A 24824-nucleotide genomic window follows, 5' to 3' on the forward strand; every position below is an offset into this window, starting at 1 on the left:
TCGATTAGGTAGCAAACTCCGCACACCTCAGGAGTCGTTCCGGCCGTGCTTGACAGCTGCAGATGGCATGAACCACACGCTCGGTCATTGCCGCCAGATTGAACCGCCGATTGAAGCGGTAGCTGAAGGCGCCCAAGTAGCGATCAGCGTACTTTTCGAAGCGAAGGGCATGGAAGCTGCCGCTGAAGCTGGTTTTCAAGTTGCTGAGCACCGTGTTAATCCAACGGAATTCTGGTAATTCATTGGGATGACGACCCTTTACGACCACAGGATGATGGAAGCAACCGACTTCTGCAACGGCGCGAAAGCAAGCCAGCCCATCGGAGATCACTTCACAGCCTATCGCCAGTGAATCTTGGGCCCAATCAGCAATAGCGGCAAAAGAGAACGTGGGCACGGTGGCAAGTTTTATATACCGGGGGTGGCCCGCCTCATCGACAGAGACGGCTGCCACGACCGGCACCTTGTTCTCCGATCCACGACCAGGCTTGCCACCACAGCGTTCTCCGCCAAGGTAGGCATCATCCACCTGCACCCTTCCTCTGAGGACATAGGCGCCATCACGTTCTTTCATTGCCTGCATGATCTTGTTCTGAAGCAACCATGCCGTTCGGTAGTTCACACCGAGATGACGCCTCAGAGCTAGTGAGGAGATTCCTGTCTTGGCTTGGCCGACGAGGTAGAAGGCAAGGAACCAGGTGGTCAGAGGTAACTTTGTTGCCTCCAAGATGGTACCGGCCGTGAGGGTGGCTTGATGACGACAGCTCCGGCACTGATAGCGCTTGTGGCGCCTGCCAATGATGAGCCCGTACTCCTTGCCCTCACAACGTGGGCAACGGAAACCATCAGGCCAGCGCGCCTGTTCCAGGGCAACTTCACATTTTTGCTCGGTTCCGTAGAGCTCAATAAACTGGGGCAGCGACAGGCTGGCCTGGAACTGGATCCGATTCATAGCCATGGCAGTGACGACTGGTATATGCGTACCAGCCTAGGTCCCAAAAGGGCTGCCTGCGGAGCTTGCTGCCTAATCAAGTAACCCAATCCCACCTGGGCGTTGCCCGAGAGGTCCTGTTCACCGCTGAGTCCAAAGCCGCCCACATCAGCCCGGGCGAAAATTCTCAGCCGCGGGGAAAGAAACAGGCTGGCCTGGGTGCCGATCAGGGGCTGCACCCAGGTGCGTTCGAGGCTTCCCTGCCGCTCGATCCTCCTTGGCCGGCCTGGATCGTTGCTGCGCAGCTCGGCGGTGACCCCCAGCTGGGCATTGATCACGCGCAGGCCCGCATAGGGAATCAGGCTGTACTGGCCGGGCTTGCCGATCGCCGCTTCTCGCTCCCCGAAGCGATAGCGCAGGGCCAGGTCGTAGATGCCGGTAATCGAGGTCACCCCAGCGGAGCCGGTGAGCAAACCATCGGGCCCGGTGCGGGAATCGGCTGCTCCCAGCTGGCTGTAGAAGATATCGGTGAGTACCCCGAAGCGGTTGTACTCCACGCTGCCCCGTGCGGCGAACGTGGATTGCAAGTTGTTGAGCACCTGGCCGGGATCCAGGTTTGTGGTGGCTTCGAAGCCCCGCACCGTGGTGGTGCTGTCGACCCAGGGGATGAACCCATAGAGCTCCACGGTTGCAGCCCAAGGCGACACCTCGGCCTGGATGTCGGGCTGTGTTTCGCTGTTAAGCGGTTTGGCAGGTTCAGCGGCATCAACTTCGGCGGTTTCGGGCGCGACCGAATCAAGCTGAGCTGTTTCAACCTCAGTGGAGCCGGCAACAACCGGTTCTGCGGCCCCCGCTGCTGGAGCGGCCAGCAGCCATCCCATCGGCTCCAGCATCAGACCCGCCACCAGGGCCAGGAGCGATGGCGCCCAATGGTTGGAGCGATTGGGATACCTGGGGAAGGTCAGCAGGCGCGGGGCTGGAACCGATCGATCCATTCGGACACATTCATGGAATAGCGAAAGCTTCAGAACGGCTCTCAGCCCTTCCCCCGTGGCCCGCGCTCTTCAGCGCCGGCGTAGAGCGCCTGACTGCCGAGCTCGTCTTCGATGCGCAGCAGGCGGTTGTATTTCGCCACCCGTTCGCTGCGGCTGAGGGAGCCGGTCTTGATCTGGCCGGCCCGGGTGGCTACGGCCAGGTCGGCGATCGTGGTGTCTTCGGTTTCGCCGCTGCGGTGGCTGATCACGCTGGTGTAGCCCGCCCTGCCAGCCAGGTCGATCGCTTGCAGGGTTTCGGTAAGAGAGCCGATCTGGTTCACCTTGATCAGGATCGAATTGGCGATCCCCTCCTCGATGCCCCGCTGCAGGCGGGTGGTGTTGGTCACGAACAGGTCGTCGCCCACCAGCTGCACGCGGCTGCCCAGCCGTTGGCTGAGCAGGGCCCAACCCTCCCAGTCGTCCTCGGCGAGGCCGTCTTCGATCGACACGATCGGATAGCGGCTCACCAGGGCTTCGAGCTGGTCGACCATCTCAGCGGCCGTATAGCTGCCGCCACCGAAGGCATAGCGGCCATCGCTGTAGAATTCCGTACTGGCCACATCCAGCGCCAGGGAAATCTGCTCGCCAGCTTTATAGCCAGCCTGCTCGATCGCCTCCACCAGCAACGCACCGGCGGCATCGTTGCTCTCCAGATCCGGCGCGAAGCCGCCCTCGTCGCCCACCGAGGTGGAGAGGCCGCGGCTGTGCAGCAGGCCTTTGAGGGTCTGGAACACTTCGGCGCCCATGCGCAAGGCCTCGCGGAACGTGGGAGCGCCGTGGGGCACCAGCATGAATTCCTGGAAATCCATGTTGTTGGCGGCATGGGCACCGCCATTGATCACGTTCATCAGCGGCACCGGCAGCAGGGTGGCCATCGGCCCACCCAGGTAGCGATACAGCGGCAGGCCAACGCCGGCAGCGGCGGCGCGGGCCACGGCCATGCTCACCGCCAAAATCGCATTGGCCCCCAGCGACGACTTGTTATCGCTGCCATCGAGTTCGGCCATCGCCGCATCCACCTGACCCTGCTCCAGGGCGCTGTAACCGCACAGGGCCGGGGCGATCTTCTCCTCAATGTTCGCCACCGCCTTCTGTACCCCTTTGCCGAAGTAGCGGCTACCGCCATCACGCAACTCATGGGCCTCATGGGCGCCTGTGCTGGCACCGCTGGGCACGATCGCCAGTCCGGTGGCGCCGCCCTCCAGGCGTACTTCCGCCTCGACGGTGGGCATGCCGCGGGAATCGAGCACTTCCCTGGCCACGATCGAATCAATCACCAGGTCCAAGGAGTCGATCACGGAAGCATCAAGGGCTCAATGGGACGGATCTTATGGGGCATCCCCAGGCCTGACTCTGTGCCTGTTGCCACGGCCTGACAGCTTCGGGCCGATCAAGGGGCGGTCAGAATGGCCTGATGATCCGGTAAGACGCCCCGATGCGACTGCTCCACACCATGCTCAGAGTGGGCGATCTCGATCGCTCCCTCGGCTTCTACACCGGCGTTCTGGGCATGACGCTGCTGCGTCGCCGCGACTTTCCCGAGGGTCGCTTCACCCTGGCCTTCGTGGGCTACGGAGACGAGACCGAGAACTCCGTTCTGGAGCTCACCTTCAACTGGGATACGCCCAGCTACGCCCTCGGTGACGGCTATGGCCACATCGCCATCGGCGTTGAAGACATCACCGCCACCTGCGCCGCCATCGCCACCAAAGGCGGAAAAGTGGTGCGGCCACCCGGCCCGATGAAGCACGGCAGCACTGTGATCGCCTTCATCGAAGACCCCGATGGCTACAAGGTGGAACTGATCCAGCGCAGACCGGAGCAGGATGCAGCCGCCTGAGCGCTTCGATCCCGGTAGCCAGGGGGCCGCTCCAACCGCCCAGGGCAGCCTGACCAGCGACCCCGATCGCTTCAGCGAGGCGGCCTGGGACCTGCTGCTCTCCGGCCAGGACCAGGCCCGCCGCTGGCGCCATGCCCAGCTCGATGTGGAACACCTGCTGCAGGTGCTGTTCCAGGATCCCCGTTACGCCAGCTGGGTGGACACCCTGCCCATCGACGGCGATCGCTTGCTGGATCAGCTGGAGGGCTTCTGCGCCGAACAACCCTCAGCCAGCGGCGAGGAGCTGTTCATCGGTGATGCCCTGGAAGACCTGCTCGAAGCCGCCGACCGGCGTCGCGCCAGCTGGGGTTCGCGTCTGCTCGACATCCCCCACCTGCTGCTGGCCCTGCGCGATGAGCCAAGGATCGGCGCGGACCTGCTGGCGGGCCAGGGGCTCAGTGAGGAGCGCCTGTTGCGCGAACTGCGGCCCACCTCCACGCCGGCCCCTACGCCCGCCCCTCTCCCTCAGCCAACAGCGGCGCCCGCAGCCGCGCCTAGCGGCCGTGACGACTGGATCGACAACCCCATCGACGCCCCCATCGACATCCCCTCCCCTCCGATCGACGACCGTCCCTTGCGCACCACTTCTGCCGGTTCCTCCGCCCCAGCCGCCCCGAGTGATGGCGACAGTGGCAGGGTCAGTGGCGGTGGCAGTGACCTGAGCCTGGACGCCGAACCGGCCGCCTTGGAGCAGTACGGCCGTGATCTCACCGCCGCCGCCCGGGCCGGGCTGCTTGACCCGGTGATCGGCCGCGACACCGAAATCCGCCGCCTGATCCAGGTGCTCTCGCGGCGCAGCAAAAACAATCCGGTGCTGATTGGTGAGCCCGGTGTGGGCAAAACCGCCATCGCCGAATTGCTCGCCCAGCGGATCGTGGCCGGCGAAGTGCCCGATTCACTCAAGGGGATCCGCCTGATCGGTCTTGATCTGGGCGCCCTGATCGCCGGCGCCAAGTTCCGCGGTCAGTTCGAGGAACGGCTGCGCAGCGTGCTCACCGAAGTGAGCGAAAGCGATGCGGCCGGCAACGGCGCCGGCGTGGTTCTGTTCATCGATGAACTGCACACCGTGGTGAGCAGCGATCGCTCCAGCGCCGATGCCGGCAGCATCCTCAAGCCGGTGCTGGCCCGCGGCGAACTGCGCTGCATCGGGGCCACCACCCCGGAAGACTTCCGCCGCACGGTGGAGAAGGACCCCGCCCTCAACCGCCGCTTCCAGCAGGTGGTGATCCGCGAACCGAGTCGGGAGGTGAGCGTGGAGATCCTGCGCGGCCTCAAAGAACGCTATGAGCTGCACCACGGCGTCACCATCACCGACGGGGCTCTGGTGGCGGCGATCCGGCTGGCCGATCGCTACATCGCCGACCGCTGCCTGCCCGACAAGGCGATCGACCTGATCGATGAGGCCGCCGCCCAGCTGCGCATGGAGGTCACTTCCAAACCCCAGGTGGTGGAGGAGGCCGAAGCCGAGTTGCGCCGGGTCGAACTGGCCCTGCTGGCGGCGGAGGCCGCACCGATGACCGAGCGGGTGCAGCGCCAGGAGCAGCGCCGCCTTGCCCTGAGCCGGCTGCAGGAGCTGCAACAGCGCTGGCAGGCCGAGCGGGAGCGCCTGGCCGAGCTGCGCGACCTGCTCCAGCAAGACGAAGACCTGCGCCACGCGATCAGCGAAGCCGAGCGCGATGGGGATCTGGAGGAGGCCGCCCGGCTGCAATACGACCAGCTGCATGGCGTGCAGCAACGCCGCCACGCCCTCGAAGACGAGCTTCAGGCCGCCCAGCAGGCCGGCGAAGCCCTGCTGCGTGAGCAGGTGGAGGAAGGCGACATCGCCGATGTGGTGGCCCGCTGGACGGGCATCCCGATGCAGCGGCTGCTGGCCGGCGAGCGCCAGAAATTGCTTGAGCTCGAAAACCGGTTGGCGGAGCGGGTCATCGGCCAGCCCGAGGCGGTGGCGGCGGTGGCGGCATCGATCCGCCGGGCCCGGGCCGGCATGCAGGATCCGCGACGGCCGGTGGGTTCCTTCCTCTTCCTCGGCCCCACCGGCGTCGGCAAGACCGAACTCGCCAAGGCCCTGGCGGCGGCGCTGTTCGATGAGGAGGAGGCCCTGGTGCGCCTCGATATGAGCGAATTCATGGAGCGCAACGCCGTGGCCCGGCTGCTGGGCGCCCCTCCGGGCTACGTGGGCTACGAGGAAGGCGGCCAGCTCACCGAGGCGATCCGGCGCCGCCCCTATGCCGTGTTGCTGCTCGATGAGGTGGAGAAGGCCCACCCCGAGGTGTTCAACCTGTTGCTGCAGGTGCTCGATGACGGCCGCCTCACCGATTCCCAGGGACGCACCGTGGACTTCCGCAACACGGTGGTGGTGATGACCAGCAACCTGGCCAGCCGCGCCATCCTCGAGCGCGCCCGTCAGGACCAGCAGGACAGCGAAGCAAACCTGGATGCCGCCCTTGATGAGGCCGTGGAGCAGGCACTCTCCGCCCAGTTCCGCCCAGAATTCCTCAATCGCATCGATGAGCTGATCCGCTTCCGGCCGCTTTCGGCGGCGGATCTACAGCGCATCGTGCGGCTGCAGCTGGCTGAGCTAGCCAGCCTGTTGGCCGAACAGCAGCTGGAGCTGCAAGTGGAAGAAGCGGTGGTCGACCGGCTCGCCGCCCAGGGCTACGAACCGGAGTACGGAGCGCGGCCGCTGCGACGGGTGTTGCGCCGCCAGATCGAGAACCCCCTGGCCACCGAGCTGCTCGAGGATCATTTCCACGGGGCCTGGGGGGTGAGGGTCAGCCTGGCGCCGGAATCCGCGCCGCAACCGCTGCTGTTCGAGGCCCTGCGCGAAGACGAAGGGGACATCCGGTAGGGTGAATCTTTGCCGGGTTGTTGTCACAGCTCGGCAGGCCAGCATCCTTGGAATCCCCCAGCCGCTCCTCCACCCCTGAAGACACGCTGACCGCCGAGCCGCTTCCCCCAGCGCCTCCCGGTCCGGCCGGCTTCGTCCCCTCGCTGTTGGAGGAGCTGCGCAAGGTGGTGTGGCCCAGCCGCCAACAGCTGTTCAGCGAGTCGGTGGCGGTGATCTTGATGGTCACCCTTTCAGCCGCAGCGATCGCCGCCGTTGATCGGTTCTACAGCTGGGGCTCCTCCCAGGTCTTCCCCTAAGCGACAGGCCAGCGCGCGATTCATCGCCGGGCCACCTCCCCAGTTCTTCCCCAGCTTTTACCCTTTTCCAGCCCGTGTCTGAAGCCGATCTGCTCACCACCGCCAGCGACGCCATCGAGGACAACCCCGATGCGGAAGGCGAGGCCCTGCCCGCAGAGGCCCCGGAACAGGCGGCAGCTGACAAAGCCCCCCAAATCGCCCGCTGGTACGCCGTTCAGGTGGCCTCGAGCTGTGAGAAGAAGGTGAAGGCCACCCTTGAGCAGCGCGCCATCACCCTCGGCGTGGATAACCGGATCGTCGAGATCGAGATCCCCCAGACCCCAGCCATCAAGCTGAAGAAGGACGGCAGCCGCCAGGCCACCGAGGAAAAGGTGTTCCCGGGCTACGTGCTGGTTCGCATGGTTCTCGATGAAGACACGATGCTGGCAGTGCGCAGCACCCCAAACGTGATCAATTTCGTTGGGCAGGAGGAACGGCGGGCCACCGGCCGCGCCCGCGGCCACATCAAGCCCCGGCCCCTCGCACGCGCCGAGGTGGAGCGGATCTTCAAGCGGGCGGCCGAGAAGAAACCCGTCGTCAAGGTCGACATCACCGAAGGCGATCAGATCCTGGTCACCGCTGGGCCCTTCAAGGATTTCCAGGGCGAGGTGATCGAAGTCTCCGGCGAACGCAGCAAGCTCAAAGCCCTGCTCTCGATCTTCGGCAGGGAAACCCCAGTGGAACTGGAGTTCTCCCAGATCACCAAGCAAAGTTGATTCACTGCGGCCGCCTCCCTGCGGAGGGCGGCCCTCGGTGGCTCCGCCGGTTTCGGCGGTCCACCACCACGCCTCCGCTTCGGTGAGGCGATCCGCAGTCCTCCCGCAAGGGAGTTTTGTTCCCACTCCCAGCAGGGAGTTCTGTTCCCCAGATCCAGCCGATGGCCAAGAAAGTTGTAGCCGTGATCAAGCTGGCTCTCAATGCCGGCAAAGCCAACCCGGCCCCACCGGTGGGCCCTGCCCTCGGGCAGCACGGGGTCAACATCATGGCGTTTTGCAAGGAGTACAACGCCCGCACCCAGGAGAAGGCCGGCTATGTGATTCCGGTGGAGATCTCGGTCTTCGAAGACCGCAGCTTCACCTTCATCACCAAGACCCCGCCTGCTTCGGTGCTGATCATCAAGGCAGCAGGCATCGACAAAGGTGCCGCCACCTCCAGCAAGGGCAGTGTGGGAGCGATCAGTCGCGCCCAGCTCGAGGAGATCGCCAAAACGAAACTCCCCGACCTCAACTGCACCAGCCTTGAGTCGGCCTCCCGCATCATCGAAGGCACCGCCCGCAACATGGGCGTCGCCGTCACCGACTGATCAGTGGCCCCAGCGCCGGTCTGATCACCGCTCCATTCCCCATCCACCCAATCCGGGGGAGACCCAGGACGCCTCGGCCGCCCTACGGCCCGCCCGTCCCGTCGCCAGTACCCCAACACCACGATGACAAAACCCTCCAAGCGCTTCAACGCCCTGCTCGAAAAAGTCGAAGACCGGCCCTATGCACCGCTCGAAGCGTTGCAGCTGGTCAAGACAACGGCAACGGCCAAATTCGATGAAACGATCGAGGCCCACGTGCGCCTCGGCATTGATCCGAAGTACACCGACCAGCAACTGCGCACCACCGTCGCCCTGCCGAACGGCACCGGCCAGAGCATCCGCATCGCCGTGATCGCCCGCGGCGAGAAGGTGGCCGAAGCCACCGCCGCCGGTGCAGACCTGGCTGGTGATGAGGATCTGGTGGAGGCGATCGCCGGCGGCCAGATGGACTTCGACCTGCTGATCGCAACCCCGGACATGATGCCCAAGGTGGCCAAGCTGGGTCGGGTGCTCGGACCGCGGGGCCTGATGCCCAATCCCAAGGCCGGCACCGTCACCACCGACCTGGGCGGCGCGATCCGCGAGTTCAAGGCGGGCAAGCTCGAATTCCGCGCCGATCGCACCGGCATCGTGCACGTGCGCTTCGGCAAGGCCAGCTTCACGGCCGAGACGCTGCTGGAGAACCTCAAGGCGCTGCAGGAAACCATCGACCGGCAGAAACCCAGTGGCGCCAAGGGCCGCTATTGGCGCAGCCTCACCATCAGCGCCACGATGGGCCCCGGCATCGACGTTGACTTCTCCGCCCTCCAGGACATCAAGCAGGAGAGCTGAGCGCCTCGGGATGTAAAGTCCTGAACTGGCTTCGGCCAGGGGGCACGCGCCCCGCCCAAGACAGCAGGTGGCCAATTGGCCTTAAACCCTGCCGAGGTGCATGCAGAAGGTTTTGTTTCCCTGGGTCCCCCAGGGGGTCGGATCATCAAGCAGCCTCGCGGCGTTCCGGTTGCACCGGTGCGGGGTTCTCTTGATGATCGCCTGGTCCGAGCTTTCGGATCCGGGCCGATGAATCAGCGGGAATCGTCTGGGTCGCGTGCTCGGCTTGTTCCCTCGATTCGTACCACCCCATGGGCCGCACCCTGGAGAGCAAGCAACAGATCGTCGAAGAGCTCAAGGGGCTCCTCAACGGGACCGAAATGGCGCTGGTCCTTGATTACAAGGGTCTGTCCATCAAGGAAATGACTGATCTGCGGATCCGTCTGCAGGCCAGCAATGGCGTCTGCAAGGTGACCAAAAACACCTTGATGCGTCTGGCCATTGATGGCGACAGCACCTGGTCGGAACTCGATTCCCTGCTCACCGGCACCAATGCCTTCGTCCTGATCAAGGGCGATGTCGGCAGTGCCGTCAAGGCCATTCAGTCCTTCCAGAAGGACACGAAGAAGTCGGAACTGAAAGGAGGCCTCTTCGAAGGCCAACTCCTGTCCCAGGCCGACATCAAGGCCATCGGTGAGCTCCCCTCCAAGGACGTGCTCATGGCCCAGATCGCCGGTGCGATCAATGCCGTGACCACCCAACTGGCCGTGGGCATCAACGAAGTTCCCTCCGGTCTCGCCCGGGCACTCAAGCAGCACGCCGAAAGCGACGCCAGCTGAGCCGATCCCTTTTCCCCGATTTCTCCATCCCCGACCTGTTGCCTGCTCTCAACTATGACAACCAAAACCGACACGATTCTCGAATCACTGAAAACCCTTTCCCTGCTTGAAGCTTCCGAGCTCGTCAAGCAGATCGAAGAGGCTTTCGGCGTTTCCGCCGCCGCTTCCGCCGGCGCCGTGATGATGGCCGCTCCCGCCGCTGCCGCTGAGGCGGTGGAAGAGCAGACCGAATTCGACGCCATCCTCGACAGCTTCGATGCTGCCGCGAAGATCAAAGTCCTCAAGGCCGTCCGCGAAGTCACCGGCCTCGGTCTGGGCGAAGCCAAGGCCCTTGTGGAAGCCGCTCCCAAGGCCATCAAGGAAGGCGTTTCCAAAGAGGAAGCCGCCACGATTAAGAAGACCGTTGAAGAGGTTGGCGGCAAGGTCACCGTCAAGTGATCTCGCTTCGCTGATTTCTCAGTTCTTGGCGAGGGTTCCGGCCCTCGCCCCTGCCGGCCCCTGGTGGCCGGCTTTTTCATGGCCGCCGTTATCGTGGCAGACCAAAAAAAAACCCCACCGAAGGCAGGGCTTTAGAGGTGGAACGTTCTTGGGAGTCTGTCCTTGTTTCGACCCCAACAGTGGGTTCCGCACCCCTCACACGAGTTAAAGGTAACGCCTGCTCAGGCCTGGGCCAGGGCAGAGGGGTCGCTACTTGAACTGTCCCAGCAGCAGCGGTCGTTTCCTGGCCTACTTGGTGACTGGCCTATTCGACGAAAGGAATCACCGGCAGGGCGATCGGATCGGTTCCGAGGTCATCAGTGAGACCGGGTCGACGGGCGATCAGCTGCCTGCCAGACCTGGTCGCTGGCGCGGCGGCGGCGATCAGCTGGGCCATGGGGGTGGGATTGGTGAAGTACAGATGGCTGAGGGTCTGCTCGCGGAAGACACGGCGACCGAGCTGCCAAGTGGACTCCAGCGTGATCGGCACGAAGCCATCGCGGTCACGCCGGTTGGCCTTGCCCCTGCCCACCACGATCGTTTCGGTCTCCACGGGGCTCATCGCCTGCAGCTGCAGCTCCTCGCCCACCTGCCTGAGCCGCAGCCGGAACGAGCCGCCCAGGTCCTGGTTGGCCGTGCGCAGGGAGTAGCCGTTGCTGTCGATGTAGCGGCTACAGATTCCGGTGAAGTCGAAACGGTTGAGGGCCGCGTCAATCAAGCCGTCCGGACGGGTTTCCCAGCAGAGCGGCTGGCTCCTGAGCTGCTCGAGCACCAGCAGCGACCAGTCGGACCTGCCCACCGGCCTGGCGAGCACCGCGAACCTGGAAGCGTCCACGGGCCGGCTGTCGAACAAGCCAACGGCTTGCGCCTGCGGCAACGAAGGGCCCTGCAGGACCGCGGCGCCAAGGGCCACAGCGGCCAAGGCAAGGTAAGTTCGCTTCATGGTGGCGACCCGACAAGCCGTAACAGGCTCCAATGATGACCTGATTTGTGCCGAATCGCCCAGTGGCTGCTGATCAACCACGGGTGGTGGCCGCGGCCACCGATGGCGCCTGCAGTGGCAACCCCGGACCCGGTGGCTGGGGTGCCTTGCTGCGCTTTGAAGATGGCTCGGTGCGGGAGCTGGGGGGCGCGGCAGCCAACACCACCAACAACCGCATGGAACTGGCTGCCGCGCTGGCCGTGCTCGAAGAGCTCAAGCAGCTCCCCCTGCATCCCGATCTGCAGCTGCGCACCGACAGCCGCTACCTGATCGATGGACTGGGCAAGTGGATGGCGGGCTGGAAACGCAAGGGTTGGCGCACGGCTTCTGGCGCTCCGGTGCTGAACAAGGACCTCTGGGAAGCCCTCGATCGGGCCCGCCTGCCGGCCGTGCCCCTGGTCCACGTGCGCGGCCACAGCGGCGATCCCGACAACGACCGCTGCGACGCCATTGCCGTGGCCTTCTCCAAGGGCGGAACCCCCAGGCTGGCGACCGGCCCTGCGGCTGCAACCACCAAAGCCGCTGCCAGTCCGGTTGATCCAGCCCCAGCGGCCCTCGCTCAGCTGCTGAGCCGTCTGGAGCTGGCGGATCGCCTGGCCAGCGGTGGCTATGCCCTGCGCCTGCCCGAGCTGGCCCAGCTGGTGGAGCTGCCCCTCTCCAGGCTTGAGGAGAAGGAGGAGGCCTGGACCTGGCGCGATTGGCAGGTGAGCCCGGCCGGTGAGGATCGCTGGCGGCTGGAGCGTCTCTGATGGCCACACCCCCCACCAGCAAAAACACCACCCCGAGTACTGGATCGCTCTACAAGCGTTGGGTGACTCCCCTGCTGGAGCAGGACGAAGGCGCCGATGCCGAGCAGCTCAGCCGCCTCACCCTGACGGCCCTGGGCATGGCCTCGCGGCGGCGCCACTGGCCGCTGGTGTCCGGCAGCCTGGCCGGGCTCGGGGCGGAGTTGCAACGGCGCGACGTGCGCCTGGAGCAGACCCTGTTCGGTTGCCGCTTTGCCAACCCGGTGGGGCTGGCGGCCGGCTTCGACAAGAACGCCGTGGCCGCCGGCGTCTGGCATCTGTTTGGCTTCGGCTTTGCCGAGCTGGGCACGGTCACCTGGCATGCCCAACCGGGAAACCCGAGACCACGCCTGTTCCGGCTGGCGGCGGAGCGCGCCGCCTTAAACCGGATGGGCTTCAACAACGACGGCGCAGAAGCGGTGAAGCGCACCCTGGAGCGTCAGGACCTGGAGCCGCCGGGGCAGCGGCCGGCGGTGCTGGGCCTGAACCTCGGCAAGTCGAAGATCACCTCCCTGGAGCTGGCTGCCGATGACTACGCCTCCTCGCTGGAGCTGCTCTCGCCCCTGGCCGACTACGCCGTGATCAACGTGAGCTCGCCGAACACACCGGGCCTGCGCGAACTGCAAAATGCCACTCAACTGCGCCGGCTGGTCGAACGGCTGCGCCGGTTGCCGGCCTGTCCGCCGCTGCTAGTGAAGATCGCCCCCGACCTGGAGGACGACGCGATCGACACCATCGCCCGCCTGGCCTACCAGGAAGGCCTGGCCGGGGTGATCGCAGTGAACACCAGCATCGACAGGCTCGGCCTGGAGAACCGCCGACTGACCCAGACGGGTCGCACGCTGGGCGAGGAAGCGGGAGGCCTGAGCGGCGCGCCCCTGCGGGCCAGGGCCCAGGAGGTGCTGCGCCGACTGCGGGCCACCGCCGGCCCCGCCCTGCCGCTGATCGGCGTGGGCGGGATTGATTCGCCCCAGGCGGCCTGGGAGCGGATCACAGCCGGCGCCTCCTTGATTCAGCTCTACACCGGCTGGATCTATGAGGGTCCGGCCCTGGTACCGGCGATCCTGGAAGGCCTGCAAAGGCAGCTCGATCGCCACGGCTGCCGGCAGATCAGCGAAGCGGTGGGCAGTGGGCTGCCCTGGGGTTAGCGGGAGCGCACCAACCCGGTGCATGCCAACAACAGCAAATGCCGATAAGCTGCCGCCCAGACTGGGATAAGGAGCCTGCCGTTGGTTCTAACTGGCTTGCGGGAACGCTTCGGGCCGCTGACGGCACGGATCTTCCCCAGGCGGGTGCTGCTTGTTCTTGAGGATGACGGCCTGACCCTGCTGGCGTTGCGCGGCCAGGGTTTCAAGCCGGCAGCCAGTCTGTTGCATCGGGTGCCACTGCCGCGGGGCGCCTGCCAGGACGGACGTCCGCTCCAGCAGGCGGCCCTGGGCGACCTGATCGGTGATCTGATGCTCGAACTCGGCCTGCACGGGGCCGAGGTGATCGCCAGCTTGCCCCGAGCAGCCTGCAGCCTGCGCGTGGTGCAGTGGCCCTTCGAGGAGTGGCCCGAGGAACCCGAGGAGGCCCTGCGCCAGATCGACCCCGATCTCCGTCTGGCCTGCCCACTCGCCCAGTCCTATCTCTGCCTCACTCCCCTTGGCGGAGCCGACCCGGCCCTTCCCCTCTGCTCGCTGCTCGTGACGGCTCCCCGGGCGTTGGTGCTGGAGTGGGTCGAGGTGTTTGCGATCGCCGCTCTCGATCTCGAACGGCTCGAACCCGCCCAGGTCGCTGAGCTGCGGGCAGTTGCGCCGCTGCTGGCTGAGGCGCCTGCCAACGAACTCACCGCCCTGATCGCGTGCCAGGCCGTTGGTGCCGAGCTGACCCTGATCCGCCAAGGCATTCCGGAGTTCAGTCGCCACCTGCCCGCCGAGCCTCGGGCCCTGGAGCGGGCGTTGCGCCAGTGCCTGAACTTCTGGCGCCAGCGAGATCCGCAGGTTCGCTCGGTGCGGTTGCTGTTGTTCGGCTCCAGCCGGCGCTTGGCAGGCGTCGCCGAGGCCTTGGGGCGAGAGGAGACCTGGAGCCTGGAGATCCTCGATCCGCTGCAGCGGGGCTGGTTGGACCTGGAGGAGAACGCGGCGGATTCGCTCGGCCCCAGCGAACGCGACGGCCCGGGCCTGCTCAGGCTCAGTGGCCTGGCCCAGGCGGAGCGGGCGCCATGACCCGCATGCTTCCCGCGGTGGATCTGCTCAGGGAGCGGCGAATCGAGCTGGGGCTGCCGCCTGACCCCAGCCGCACCCCTGATCCGCGCAAACTGCTGTGGATCGGCACCGCCGTGGCTGCCGGCCTGGTGTCGACCTGCCTGGCACTGGCGTTGTTGCTGCGCTGGCAACAGCAACGCGTGAGCGACGACTTGGCACAGCTGCAGCCGGTGCGGGCCGAAGTGGAGCAACTGGAGCAGCAGCTCATCGCCGAGAAGACGGCGATCGACGCCACCGGCAAGGCCAATGCGGAGCTGGCGGGGGCGTTGGTGACCTTGCGCTCCGGCACCGCCCTGATGACCGACCTGGCCGAGCGCAGCTCCACCGGCGTGCAGCTCACTGGCGTCAAGGTGAACAACGACGACCTGGAGATCAAGGGGCGCAGCAGCGATCCCGGCGCCTTCGAGCGAATCAACGCCCTCGTGCTGCGCCTCCAGGTCTCTCCCCTGCTCGATCCAGCCAGTGTGCGGCTGAAACGCGCCGGCCGCCCGGACGCGGAAGGGGGCGAGGAGGGCAAGCCGCCACGGCGCCAGCTTGTCGATTTCGAGCTCACCGCCACCTTTCGCCCGCCCCGCAGCGGCCCCGCCCAGCTCCGGCTGCTTCAGGAACTGGGGGCCGACGGCACGGCCCAGCGCCTGCAGGTGCTGCAAGAGCAGGGGCTGCTGCCATGACCAATCTTCAGGAGGGAGCCAAGCCGCCTTCGAAGCTGGGGCGCACCGCCCTGCTGCTGGGGCTGCCGATCAGCGCCGGACTACTGATCTCCGCCGTGGTGGTGGCCGGCGGGGTGTGGCAGCCCTGGAGCAAACTCCGCGAGGGCCAGAACCAGCTCCATGCGGTGCGGGCCATGCAACAGCGTCTGCCCCTGCTGCGCGAGCAGCGGCTGCGTCAGCTTGAGGCGGCAGAGAAGGCAAGGGCCCAGCAGGCGGATCTGCTGCAGCTGATTGCCGGCAGCGGCGAACTCAGCACCTTCCTCGCCCAGCTCAGTCGTGAGGCCGGCGCGGCTGGCGTCGAACTCGACCTGTTCGAACCCACCCCACATCAGGGGGCAAGGGCACGGCCAGGGACGGCTGCCGCCCCACCCCCAGCCGAGGGCGAAGCGCCCTCGGCTGCGAAGGATCCCCTGGAAGCCCAGGGCCTCAGCAAGAGCTCGACGCTGCTGAGTGCGCGGGGGCGCTTCCCCAACCTGCTGGGCTTCATGCGCCGACTGGAGCGCCTGGGATTGCTGGTGGTGCAGAGCAATCTCAACCTCAGCGCGCCCGACCCCAAAGCCGGAGCCCCAGCCCCGCTCACCGAGCTGAAATTGACTCTGTCGCTGTACGGCAAGACGACGGAGCCACGACAACAAGCCGCAGCGGCTGATCCAACTCCAACAGAAAACTGATCGCGATCGGCGCCGAAACGCCCGACAAAAAATACTGAACAGATGCTGAATAGATGGTGAAAACGACGCTAGACGGCATGGCGACTTTGCCTTGCTGGCCATAGTCTCTGCCCATCGCTTGGATGTTCCTTCCGGTGATTCAGAAGCATCCGGCTGGATTAGCGCTGGCGGCGACGGTGGGATTGGCGGGATTGGTGCGCCCGGTTCAGGCCGTTGCCAGCGTCGGGCCTCTGGAGCTCAGGGTTCGCCGCCTGCCGGACGCCGTTGAGGTGGTGATCGAGGGCACTGGCCCCGGCCCCCAGCTGCAGCAGTTCAACAACAGTTTGGGTTGGGAAGGCCAGCTGATCCTGCCCAATCCCACCAGCCTGCGCCGAGGTCCACAACGGCTTGCCCTGCCGGAGGCGGGCTTCGAGACAATCAGCCTGGAGGGAGAGGGCGACCGCTTCGTCATCCAGGTAACGCCGGTGAAGGCCGGGGCGGCGCCGCGGCCAGTGGTGAGCGCCGATGGCCGCAACTTGATCCTCAGCTTTGCCGCCGCTCCCCAGGCCTCCCTCCAGACCGGCCGCCTCGATCTCAACACCCCGGGCCGTGTTCCCCAGAGCGCCTTCGTGCCCCCGCTGCAGCCCAGGGCCGTCGCTCCACCCGTGGGCGACATGGCCGTGGGAAGCCTGCTGCTGCGCAATCCCAGTTTCGTGAATGTGCAGGGTCCGAGCGTCACGATGACGCTGCGCAACGCCCCGGCCAGGGACGCCCTGATGGCAGTGGCCCAGCTGGGGGGCTATGGCTTCGTCTATGTGGATGACACCGCCTCCAATCCCGGTTCTGGTTCTCCGGGGTCGCCCAATCCGATCACCGCCCAGAGAGTTGTCTCCATCGCCTTCCGAAACGAAGGCTATGCAAAGGCCGTCAATTCGGTCCTTCTCGCCGCTGGGCTACAGGGCAAGTTAGAGGGAAATCTGATCCTGGCCGGACCGAATGTGCTGGGCAAAACCTTTGGCTCCCAGCTCTCGAAGATCTACCGCTTGAACCAGGTGTCAGCCAACTCAGCGGCTGACTACCTCGCCAGCCTCGGCGCCACGATCAACAAGACCTTCACCACCACCTCCACCTCCAGCGAAGTGGCCTCTACCGGCACACCGTCCAACAACACAGCGGCGTCGACGGCATCCACCGCCACCACCACCCAGATCAACTCGTTCGGAGCCGGCCAGGGCCCCTTGCTCGGCCTGATTGGCACCACCGACTCGCGCTTGGGCACAATCACTCTGGTGGGCGACCCATCCCTGGTGCTGATCGCCGAGACCTATCTCAAGCAGTTGGATCTCCGCCAGCGGCAGGTGGCCCTGGCGGTGCGGCTCTTGGATGTGAATCTCGAGAACGACACGACGATCTCCAACAGTTTTGCCTTCCGCTATGGCAATAACTTCATCGTCAACGACAATGGCCAGCTGCTCGGAGCGTTCGGTCGTTTCCTGCCACCCACAGTTGGATCATTCCTTGGCGCGCCAACGCAGAATCCCGGCCTGCAAGTGCCTCGCGATAACTTTTTCGACTTTGTTCAGGCCCAGATCGTTTCCCGCAACACGACCTTGCTGGCCAGCCCCACCTTGATCCTGCAGGAGAACCCCTCGATCCTTCGCGACCCCAGTTCCGGCAGTAGCGGGGGTGGCGGTGGAGGTGGTTCTCAGAACTCCTCCGCCGGACTGGATGCCTACACGATCGATTCACCGATCGGACGCGGCAGGGCGAACGAAGCGGCGGTACGGGTCGGCACCAATGTGATCACCAGCGTCCGGATCACTGAAACTCAGAATGGCGGCACCCAGTGTGAGCTTGAGCTCTCCACAGCCGGGCTGATTCTCGGTGCTCGCGTTGAGAAGATCGATGACAACGGCTTCGTCACCTTCTCCCTGTCCCCCTCGATTTCAGCCGTCACCGATACGGTCCCCGGCCCACCCGCCTGTACACCGCAGATCAGCATCCTGAGTGTGCGGCGGCTGGATACCGGCGCCCTGCGGGTGCGCGAAGGCCAGACCCTGATCCTCACTGGCGTGATCTCCGACTTTGACGTAGCCGAGGTATCGAAGTGGCCGATTCTGGGTGACCTACCGCTAGTCGGCCAGTTCTTCCGGGCCTCGAACAACCAGCGCCAAAAACGGGAGCTGGTGATCATGGTCACCCCGCGAATCATCCGCGATGACGAGGGCGGAACCTTCGGCTATGGCATTCGGCCCACAAGCGAGGACGCGCGCCTATTCATGAGCAATCCCCAATAGCGCCTGGTTCACAAGGTCGAGCTTCAGTGGTTCGGCTCGATCAGAACGGCAGCGGCACGAACGCCTTGATCGCCAGGGGTGCCAGAAATTGCAGGAGTCCCGCCGTTCCGCTCAGCAACTGGGGCCCCAGTCCATTGCCGCCCTGCACCGGCTCGGGCGTGTCAGCCAGCTTGAGCGCCGCCTGCAGCAACTGCGCGCTGGTTTCGGGCTGGCCCTGCTGGTCGTAAAGGGCCGCAGCGACGTTGAAGTCGTCGGCTGCTGCCACCGTGTTGCCTTGCTCACTGCGGCTGATGCCCCGGGCCACCCAGCTGATCGCCGCTTCGGGTTGGCGCCCGATCGCGGCGCTGAACAACTGCTCCGCCTGGGGAAACCTGCCCCGCTGGGCGGCGTCCACCCCAGCGTTGTGCCAATCGGCGTAGCTCTGCTGGGCGGGAATGACGCCCTTGGCGCCCTGCCAGTGGCTGCTGGAGAGGGCCTCAGGATCGAGCAGGGCACCGCTGAGGTCGGCGTCGCGCAGGTCGCTGCCCAGCAGGCGGGCGCCGCGCAGATCGGCGCCACGCAGGGAAGCGCCCCGCAGGCTGGTGAAACTCAGATCAGCGCCGCTGAGCCGGGCGCCATCCAGGCGGGCGCCGCTGAGATTGGCGCGCTGCAACTGGGCGCCGCTCAATTCGGCCTCCCGCAGATCGGCCTGGACCAGATCGGCATCGGCCAAGGGGCAGTTGACACATTGCTTGCTGTCCAGCAAACGGATCAGGACCTCGCCATCGGCCGCCCGTGCGACCGTGCCAGCCACGCCAGCGCAGGCCAGCAGGCCGATGGCGGCAACCAGGGCACGGGCAAGGCGGATCACGGCCGTGAACGGCGGCAATAAAAGCTGTCTAACAGGCTTTTGAGCCTTTGGCGCGCGCCAGCCGCCGCCGTGGGAACAGCTGCCGCAAGGCTGGTTCGTCCACTGTTGGACACGGTTCAGCAGAGACGTCGGTGAGGGATCCGTCCACAACGGGGGAGCCAGAGGCCCGCCACGGCGGCAATCTGGTCGCCAGCGCCCGCCGGCTGGGCTGCCGCCCCGAGCAGTTGCTCGATGCCAGCGCCTCGTTGGTGCCCTTCGGGCCGCCGGCCCCGGTGCGGCTGCTGCTGCGCCAGGCGCTGGGGGCCCGAGCAGGCCGGCCCTCGCCCCTGCGCGACTATCCCGACCGGAGTTATCAGCGGCTGCGCGAGGCGATCGCCGCAGCCCATGGCCTCGATCCCGCTGCCGTGCTGCCTGGCAATGGCGCCGCCGAGCTGTTCACCTGGGCAGCCAGAGACGCAGCGGCGACGGGCACCAGTTGGTTGCCCACGCCCGGCTTTGCCGACTACCCCCGCGCCCTGGCCTGCTGGGGCGGGTCGTGGCAGTCCCTGCCCCTGCCGCTGGGGGCCCGTTCCCGGCCGCAGGGGAAGGGGGCCGGGGCCGTGACGGTGACGGTAACGATGCGATCTGGATCACCAATCCCCACAACCCCACGGGCCAGCTCTGGAGTCGCAGCAGCCTGGAGCCCTTGCTGGAGCGTTTTGCCCTGGTGATCGTCGATGAGGCCTTCCTGCCGCTGGTGCCCGGCGGCGAGGCCGATTCGCTGATCCCGTTGCTGGCCGATCACGCCAATCTGATCGTGATCCGCAGCCTGACCAAGCTGTTCGCGATCGCCGGGCTGCGACTGGGCTACGCGTTAGCGGCGCCGGAGCGGCTGAAGCGCTGGGCCGCCTGGCGCGACCCCTGGCCGGTGAACGGGCTGGCGGCCGCCGTGGGTGAAGCGGTGGTGGGTGATCGGCGCTGGCAGGAACGGGTGCGGCGCTGGGTTGCGAAGGAGGGGCCGTGGCTGGCAGGCCAGCTCTCTGGCCTGAGTGGCCTCAGGCCGCTGCCCTCCGCAGCCAATTTCCTGCTGGTGCAAGGCGAGGGGTCACTGCTGGGGCTGCGCGAACGGCTGGAGAGCCGCCAGCGGATCCTGCTGCGGGATTGCCGCAGCTTCGAAGGCCTCGGTGAGAACTGGTTGCGGATCGGCCTGCAGGACCGGCGGGGCAACCAGCGCATCCTGCGGGCCATGCGAACAGAGTTGGCCCGGAAAATGCGTTGAACCGATCAACCAAGAAGACCGATCAAACAGGCCAGCTCCCGCCTCTGGGGCCCAGCCGCTCAGACCAGCTCCTGAAGCAACAACGCCAGCCGTTGGTCCGCATCCCGCACCGCCAGCCGCTCCATGCCGTTGCGCAGGCTGAGCAAGGGATCGGCCGCCGCGGCCCCTCCCCGCAGCTTGGGGCCCAGCAACTGCCAGAGCGTCTGGGCCAGGGGGCCCTGGCCCGGAGGGTGTTGGGCGACGATCACGGCCCCGCCAGCGGCGACGGCAGCGGCGGCATTGGCGTCCTGGTGCCGATCGGCCGCCTGGGGAAACGGCACCAGGACGGCGGGGGTGCCGCAGACGGCCAGCTCACTGAGGCTGCCGGCGCCGGAGCGGCTGATGGCCAGATCGGTGTGCTGGAGCAGGCCGGCCAGCTCATCGCTGAAGGGACGCTCCACATAGCCGCTGGCGTGGATCGCTCCTACCTCCGGATCGCTGGAGCCGGTGAGATGCACGACCCGGCAGCCAGCAGCCAGCAGCTGCGGCACCAGGGGACGCACCATCCGGTTCAGCCCGAGCGCCCCCTGGCTGCCGCCCATCACCAGAAGCAGCGGACCCTCGCCAGCGGGAACCCACGCCGGTAACGGGGCAGGCAGCAGGAAGTCCTGGCGAACCGGCGTGCCGGTCAGCAGCGGGCGACAGCGGGGCAGGCGCTCGGTTGCAGCCGGAAGGCCCACCGCCACCCGGCTGCACAGCCGCCCCAGCAGCCGGGTGACCCGCCCCGGGATCGCATTGGAGTCATGCAGAACAACAGGCACACCACACCAGCGCGCCGCCAGGATGGCCGGGGCGGCGATGTAGCCCCCCGTGCTGAAGACCACGTCGATGCCTTCACGGCGGATCAACTGGCGCACCTTCAGGCTGGCGGCCAGCAGTTGGAACAGTTGCCAGAGTTTGCGCAGCCCCCGGCCCTGTAAGCCCCCGGCGCGAACGGTATGCAAGGGGTAGCGCGCCGGCACCAGCTCCCGCTCCAGGCGATCAGGCACTCCCAGCCACTGCACCGAGAAACTCGGCGGCAGCGCCTCGGCCACGGCCAGGGCAGGGAAGAGATGTCCACCAGTGCCGCTGGCGGCGATCAGAAGCCGGGTCATGGGCCTTTTCAAACGCGCCAAGCGTGCAAGCGAAGCGCGCCTAACTTATGTGAACTTCCCTGGCCGCTCCCGATGTCGTTGCCCCGCCCGTCCCTGCCTGCACTGCTGGCGGCGGCTGCGTTGTGCTTCGCTCCTCTCGCGGCTGCCGCGGCCCCCAGCCTGGCCCTCCTCCAGACCCTGGAAGCCAGCCTCAACAGCGGCAACTCCGGCTCCCTCTCCGGCCTGCTCAGCGAAGGGCCGGGCCTCGATCCCAGCGAGCTGGTGGAGCGTTATGACGCCCTGCGCAAGCGCTTCCCCGATGCCCGTTGGCAGGTCAGTCCGGGCAAGGCGCTCCGGGATGGCCGCAGCACGGTTCAGATCAAGGTCAGTGGCAGCCGCAGCGAAGGGCCCTACCTCTACCGGCTGGAAGCCGAACAACTCCTGGCCTTAGGCGAGGGCGGCGGACGGCTGAACGGCCAGGAAGTGATCCGTGAAACCAGTGTGCTGCGCAGCGGTTCCGTTGAGCTGCCGATCAGCCTGCAGATCCCCGATGCCGTGCTCACCGGCCAGCGCTACGACGTTGACGTGGTGTTCGACGAGCCACTGAACGGGGCGTTGGTGGCGGGCGGAATCGCCCCGATCACCGGCCCGCAGATCAGCGCTTCGCAGAACCCGGAGCTGGAGCTCGCCGCCCTCGCCGGTGGCGGCCTGTTCAAGATCGTGCAAGCGCCGCTCGAACCAGGCAGCCAGACCTGGGCCGTGCTTTTGGTCCATCCCGACGGCATCATCAGCACCACCAAGCGGGTGCGGGTGGTGGCTGACAAGGCCGCGCTCACCCCTTGAACCAGCGGATCAGGGCCGACACGTCCTCATCCCCGTGGCCGGCCTCGATCAGGGCGTCTTCGATCGCCGCCACCCGTTCGCCGATCGGCAACTCCAGCCCGGTGGCGGCTGCCGCGGCCAGAGCGATGGCCAGGTCCTTGCGGTGCAGCGCCAGCTTGAAACCCAGCGGGAACGACCCCTCCAGCATGCCGCCAGCCCGGTTCTCCAGGGCCCAGGAGCCCGCCGCCCCGCTGGCGAGGGCCTGACAGACCGCCGCCATCGGCAGCCCCAGCCGCTGGCCCAGGGCCATCGCCTCGGCCACGGCGGCGTAGCTGCCGGCCACCAGCACCTGGTTGACCGCCTTGGCCTGCTGCCCGCAGCCCACCGGGCCGAGGTGGGTGATGCGGCTGCCGACCACCTCCAGCAGGGGGCGGGCCCGCTCCAGATCGGCCATCGTTCCGCCCACCAACACCGACAGGCTGCCGGCTTTGGCCCCTTCCGTGCCACCGGTCACCGGGGCATCGAGATAGGCCACGCCCTGACGGCCCAGGCGCTCGGCCAGCGAGCGGCTGACGGCCGGATCGATCGTCGAGAAGTCGATCACGGTGGCCCCTGGGCGCAATCCAAGAGCGGCCGGCTGGGCGGCACCGAACAGCACGGCCTCCGCGGCGGCCCCATCGGTGAGGCATAGGCAGAGCCAGTCGGCGGCGGCTGCAGCTGCTGCCGGCGTGGGCGCCGCCGCCGCACCGGCAGCCAGCAGCGAAGCCTCCCGCGAACGTGTCCGGTTGTGAACGCTGAGCGGAAAGCCTGCGGCCAGCAGATTGGCTGCCATCGGGGCGCCCAGGGCCCCCAGGCCGATGAACGCCAGCGGGGGGCGGAAAGATTCAGTCATGGTCGGGCGCCAACGGGTAGGAGTTCAGTCGGAGATGCAGCCAAGGCCAGGGCCACGATGGTTGGGTTCAACGCCCCAGATCCATGTCCCGATCCCTCACCCTGCAGCGCTTGTTCTTGCCGCCGGTCGCTGCTGGCCTGGCCATGCTGCTCCAGGTCGATTCTGGAAAAGCCCAGACCAACCCCAACCCTGCGGTTCGAGTCCCAGCTGGCGAGCGGGTGCAGCTCAGCGAGAGCCAGAAGCAGGAGATCTTCAAGTCGCGCCACAGCTGGGCCCTGCGGGACAACGCCGCCCAGATGGCCATCCTCAAAGACAACGAGCGTTGCCTCAAGGCCGCCGCTGACATCGAAGCGTTGCGTCGCTGCCGCGGCGAGCAACGCAAGGAGCTGCGCGAGGTGATGCAGACCACGCGCAGCGAAAACCGTGCCCTCGCCCAACGGCTTGGGATTCCCATGCCCGAAGAGCGCGGCAGGGGTCAAGGCCGAGGCGGCAAGCGCAACCCCACGCCACAGCCCTGAGCGACAGCTTGAGGCCCCTTGAAGTCAGGCGTCGTCGAGGGCGGCGACGCCGGGGAGCACCTTGCCCTCCAGCAGCTCCAGGCTGGCGCCGCCACCGGTGGAGATGTGGCTCATTTTCTCCGCCACACCCACCTTCTCGACGGCCGCCACGGAGTCACCACCGCCGATGATCGTGCAGCAGCCCGTGCCGCTCAGCTCGGCGAGGGTGTGGGCCACACCGTTGGTGCCGGCGGCGAATTTGTCGAACTCGAACACGCCCATCGGCCCGTTCCAGATCACGGTTTTGCAGTCGGCCAAGGCCTCCTGGAAGGCCTGGAGTGAATCCGGGCCGATGTCGAGGCCCATCCAGCCGTCGGGGATCGCGTCCACCGCGGTGGTGAGCGTGTTGGCGTCGGGGGAGAAGGCGTCGGCGAGCACGACATCGCTGGGCAGCAGCAGCTGCACGCCCTTGGCCTTGGCCTTGGCCTCGAGCTCCTTGGCCAAGTCGAGCTTGTCGTCTTCAACCAGGCTTTTGCCCACCGCCAGGCCGCGCGCCTTGTAGAAGGTGAAGATCATGCCGCCGCCGATCAGCACCTTGTCGCACTTGTCGATCAACGACTCGAGCACGCCGATCTTGCTGCTCACCTTGGAGCCGCCAACGATCGCCGCCAGCGGACGCTTCGGCTCATCGATGGCGCCCTGCAGATACTGCAGTTCCTTTTCCATCAGCAGCCCGGCCACGCTGGGCTTCAGGTATTCGGTCACGCCGGCGGTGGAGGCATGGGCCCGGTGGGCGGCGCCAAAGGCATCATTCACATAGACATCGGCCAGGGCGGCCAGCTTGGCGGCGAAGCCGGGATCGTTCTTCTCTTCCTCAGCGAAGAAGCGCACGTTCTCCAGCAGCAGCACATCGCCATCGGCCAGGGCCGCCACCTTGGCTTCGGCGTCAGGGCCGATGCAGCTGTCGGTTTTGAGCACCGGCTTGCCCAGCAGCTCACTGAGGCGGGCCGCCACCGGGGTCAGCCGCATCGCCTCATTCACCTGACCCTTGGGCCGGCCGAAATGGGCGGCCAGAATCACGCGGGCCCCTTTGGCAGTGAGCGCGTGGATAGTGGGAAGCGCGGCGCGGATCCTGGTGTCATCGCTGATCGCCCCCGAGTCCGCCAGCGGAACGTTGAAATCGACCCGCACCAGCACCCGTTTGCCCTGGAGGTCATCGCTGCTGAGGCTGGCCAGGGAACGCTTCGCCATGGGGGAATGGTCTGGG

24 protein-coding genes and 1 pseudogene are annotated in these 24824 nt (G+C 66.5%); 17 read left to right on the forward strand and 8 right to left on the reverse strand.

Features of this window, described 5'->3' with window-relative positions:
- Positions 1–4 precede the first annotated feature (4 nt).
- From ACXMDM_RS02985 to eno, 3 genes are read right to left on the reverse strand one after another with little or no spacing between them, the layout of a single operon-like run.
- Complete coding sequence (locus ACXMDM_RS02985; RefSeq protein ID WP_071799713.1) at positions 5–958, reverse strand: IS1595 family transposase; 954 nt, start codon at positions 956–958, stop codon at positions 5–7.
- Entirely contained in the window at positions 949–1926 is a 978-nt protein-coding gene (locus ACXMDM_RS02990; RefSeq protein WP_071800535.1) for a hypothetical protein, read from the reverse strand. Before ACXMDM_RS02990 ends, ACXMDM_RS02985 begins: the two co-directional genes overlap by 10 nt.
- Before the next feature lie 41 nt (positions 1927–1967).
- On the reverse strand, positions 1968–3263 hold the full coding sequence (gene eno, locus ACXMDM_RS02995; protein ID WP_259722692.1) for a phosphopyruvate hydratase: 1296 nt from the start codon (positions 3261–3263) through the stop codon (positions 1968–1970).
- A gap of 137 nt (positions 3264–3400) precedes the next feature.
- On the opposite strand from eno, the gene gloA reads away from it, so the two are divergent.
- The 8 genes from gloA to rplL all read left to right on the forward strand — a co-directional run bounded on the left by gloA (position 3401) and on the right by rplL (position 10417).
- Positions 3401–3805: a lactoylglutathione lyase gene (gene gloA, locus ACXMDM_RS03000; protein ID WP_071800537.1), complete on the forward strand. Its 405-nt coding sequence runs from the start codon at positions 3401–3403 to the stop codon at positions 3803–3805.
- Positions 3792–6692 (forward strand): ATP-dependent Clp protease ATP-binding subunit, encoded by a 2901-nt coding sequence (locus tag ACXMDM_RS03005; protein WP_071800538.1) that lies wholly within the window; start codon positions 3792–3794, stop codon positions 6690–6692. Before gloA ends, ACXMDM_RS03005 begins: the two co-directional genes overlap by 14 nt.
- A 47-nt stretch (positions 6693–6739) precedes the next feature.
- Entirely contained in the window at positions 6740–6988 is a 249-nt protein-coding gene (secE, locus tag ACXMDM_RS03010) for a preprotein translocase subunit SecE (RefSeq protein WP_071800539.1), read from the forward strand.
- A 74-nt stretch (positions 6989–7062) separates the two neighbouring features.
- Positions 7063–7743, forward strand: coding sequence for a transcription termination/antitermination protein NusG (gene nusG, locus ACXMDM_RS03015; protein ID WP_083544437.1), 681 nt, complete (start codon positions 7063–7065; stop codon positions 7741–7743).
- A gap of 161 nt (positions 7744–7904) precedes the next feature.
- Complete coding sequence (gene rplK / locus ACXMDM_RS03020) at positions 7905–8330, forward strand: 50S ribosomal protein L11 (protein WP_071800540.1); 426 nt, start codon at positions 7905–7907, stop codon at positions 8328–8330.
- 123 nt (positions 8331–8453) lie between these two features.
- Complete coding sequence (gene rplA / locus ACXMDM_RS03025) at positions 8454–9161, forward strand: 50S ribosomal protein L1 (protein WP_071800541.1); 708 nt, start codon at positions 8454–8456, stop codon at positions 9159–9161.
- Positions 9162–9451: 290 nt separating this feature from the next.
- Positions 9452–9979, forward strand: coding sequence for a 50S ribosomal protein L10 (rplJ, locus tag ACXMDM_RS03030; protein WP_071800542.1), 528 nt, complete (start codon positions 9452–9454; stop codon positions 9977–9979).
- A 54-nt stretch (positions 9980–10033) separates the two neighbouring features.
- Positions 10034–10417 carry a 50S ribosomal protein L7/L12 gene (gene rplL, locus ACXMDM_RS03035; RefSeq protein WP_071800543.1) on the forward strand — a complete coding sequence of 128 codons (384 nt, stop codon included), beginning with the start codon at positions 10034–10036 and terminating at the stop codon, positions 10415–10417.
- 304 nt (positions 10418–10721) lie between these two features.
- On the opposite strand, the gene ACXMDM_RS03040 is transcribed toward rplL, so the two are convergent.
- Positions 10722–11399, reverse strand: coding sequence for a DUF3747 domain-containing protein (locus ACXMDM_RS03040; protein ID WP_259722693.1), 678 nt, complete (start codon positions 11397–11399; stop codon positions 10722–10724).
- 47 nt (positions 11400–11446) lie between these two features.
- Here ACXMDM_RS03040 and ACXMDM_RS03045 point away from each other — a divergent pair, with 47 nt between their 5' ends.
- The 6 genes from ACXMDM_RS03045 to ACXMDM_RS03070 all read left to right on the forward strand — a co-directional run bounded on the left by ACXMDM_RS03045 (position 11447) and on the right by ACXMDM_RS03070 (position 18126).
- Positions 11447–12187 carry a ribonuclease H family protein gene (locus ACXMDM_RS03045; RefSeq protein WP_499570055.1) on the forward strand — a complete coding sequence of 247 codons (741 nt, stop codon included), beginning with the start codon at positions 11447–11449 and terminating at the stop codon, positions 12185–12187.
- Complete coding sequence (locus ACXMDM_RS03050) at positions 12187–13371, forward strand: quinone-dependent dihydroorotate dehydrogenase (RefSeq protein WP_071800546.1); 1185 nt, start codon at positions 12187–12189, stop codon at positions 13369–13371. Before ACXMDM_RS03045 ends, ACXMDM_RS03050 begins: the two co-directional genes overlap by 1 nt.
- Before the next feature lie 81 nt (positions 13372–13452).
- The gene (locus tag ACXMDM_RS03055; RefSeq protein WP_259722695.1) at positions 13453–14430 is read left to right on the forward strand and encodes a type IV pilus biogenesis protein PilM; all 978 of its coding nucleotides are present in this window, start codon (positions 13453–13455) and stop codon (positions 14428–14430) included.
- Positions 14427–15140, forward strand: coding sequence for a PilN domain-containing protein (locus ACXMDM_RS03060; RefSeq protein ID WP_499570058.1), 714 nt, complete (start codon positions 14427–14429; stop codon positions 15138–15140). The genes ACXMDM_RS03055 and ACXMDM_RS03060 overlap by 4 nt, the downstream gene beginning before the upstream one ends.
- Complete coding sequence (locus tag ACXMDM_RS03065) at positions 15137–15850, forward strand: hypothetical protein (protein WP_259722697.1); 714 nt, start codon at positions 15137–15139, stop codon at positions 15848–15850. The genes ACXMDM_RS03060 and ACXMDM_RS03065 overlap by 4 nt, the downstream gene beginning before the upstream one ends.
- Positions 15851–15972: 122 nt before the next feature.
- On the forward strand, positions 15973–18126 hold the full coding sequence (locus tag ACXMDM_RS03070) for a type II secretion system protein GspD (protein WP_259722698.1): 2154 nt from the start codon (positions 15973–15975) through the stop codon (positions 18124–18126).
- Between the two features lie 40 nt (positions 18127–18166).
- On the opposite strand, the gene ACXMDM_RS03075 is transcribed toward ACXMDM_RS03070, so the two are convergent.
- Positions 18167–18994: a pentapeptide repeat-containing protein gene (locus ACXMDM_RS03075; RefSeq protein ID WP_499570061.1), complete on the reverse strand. Its 828-nt coding sequence runs from the start codon at positions 18992–18994 to the stop codon at positions 18167–18169.
- Between the two features lie 113 nt (positions 18995–19107).
- On the opposite strand from ACXMDM_RS03075, the pseudogene ACXMDM_RS03080 reads away from it, so the two are divergent.
- Positions 19108–20234 (forward strand): annotated as a pseudogene (locus ACXMDM_RS03080) (pyridoxal phosphate-dependent aminotransferase).
- A gap of 59 nt (positions 20235–20293) precedes the next feature.
- Here the strand turns inward: ACXMDM_RS03080 and ACXMDM_RS03085 are convergent.
- Positions 20294–21367: a UDP-N-acetylglucosamine--N-acetylmuramyl-(pentapeptide) pyrophosphoryl-undecaprenol N-acetylglucosamine transferase gene (locus ACXMDM_RS03085; RefSeq protein WP_071800553.1), complete on the reverse strand. Its 1074-nt coding sequence runs from the start codon at positions 21365–21367 to the stop codon at positions 20294–20296.
- 72 nt (positions 21368–21439) lie between these two features.
- On the opposite strand from ACXMDM_RS03085, the gene ACXMDM_RS03090 reads away from it, so the two are divergent.
- Complete coding sequence (locus tag ACXMDM_RS03090) at positions 21440–22189, forward strand: DUF8623 domain-containing protein (RefSeq protein ID WP_071800554.1); 750 nt, start codon at positions 21440–21442, stop codon at positions 22187–22189.
- Here ACXMDM_RS03090 and ACXMDM_RS03095 read toward each other — a convergent pair.
- Positions 22179–23060 (reverse strand): NAD(P)-dependent oxidoreductase, encoded by an 882-nt coding sequence (locus ACXMDM_RS03095; RefSeq protein ID WP_071800555.1) that lies wholly within the window; start codon positions 23058–23060, stop codon positions 22179–22181. The two genes, ACXMDM_RS03090 and ACXMDM_RS03095, sit on opposite strands and share 11 nt — an antisense overlap.
- 83 nt (positions 23061–23143) lie before the next feature.
- On the opposite strand from ACXMDM_RS03095, the gene ACXMDM_RS03100 reads away from it, so the two are divergent.
- Positions 23144–23578: a hypothetical protein gene (locus ACXMDM_RS03100; RefSeq protein WP_071800556.1), complete on the forward strand. Its 435-nt coding sequence runs from the start codon at positions 23144–23146 to the stop codon at positions 23576–23578.
- A 24-nt stretch (positions 23579–23602) separates the two neighbouring features.
- Here the strand turns inward: ACXMDM_RS03100 and ACXMDM_RS03105 are convergent, their stop codons facing one another.
- On the reverse strand, positions 23603–24808 hold the full coding sequence (locus tag ACXMDM_RS03105; protein ID WP_071800557.1) for a phosphoglycerate kinase: 1206 nt from the start codon (positions 24806–24808) through the stop codon (positions 23603–23605).
- Between the last annotated feature and the right edge of the window lie 16 nt (positions 24809–24824).

The sequence above is a fragment of the Synechococcus sp. CS-603 genome, assembly GCF_977929215.1.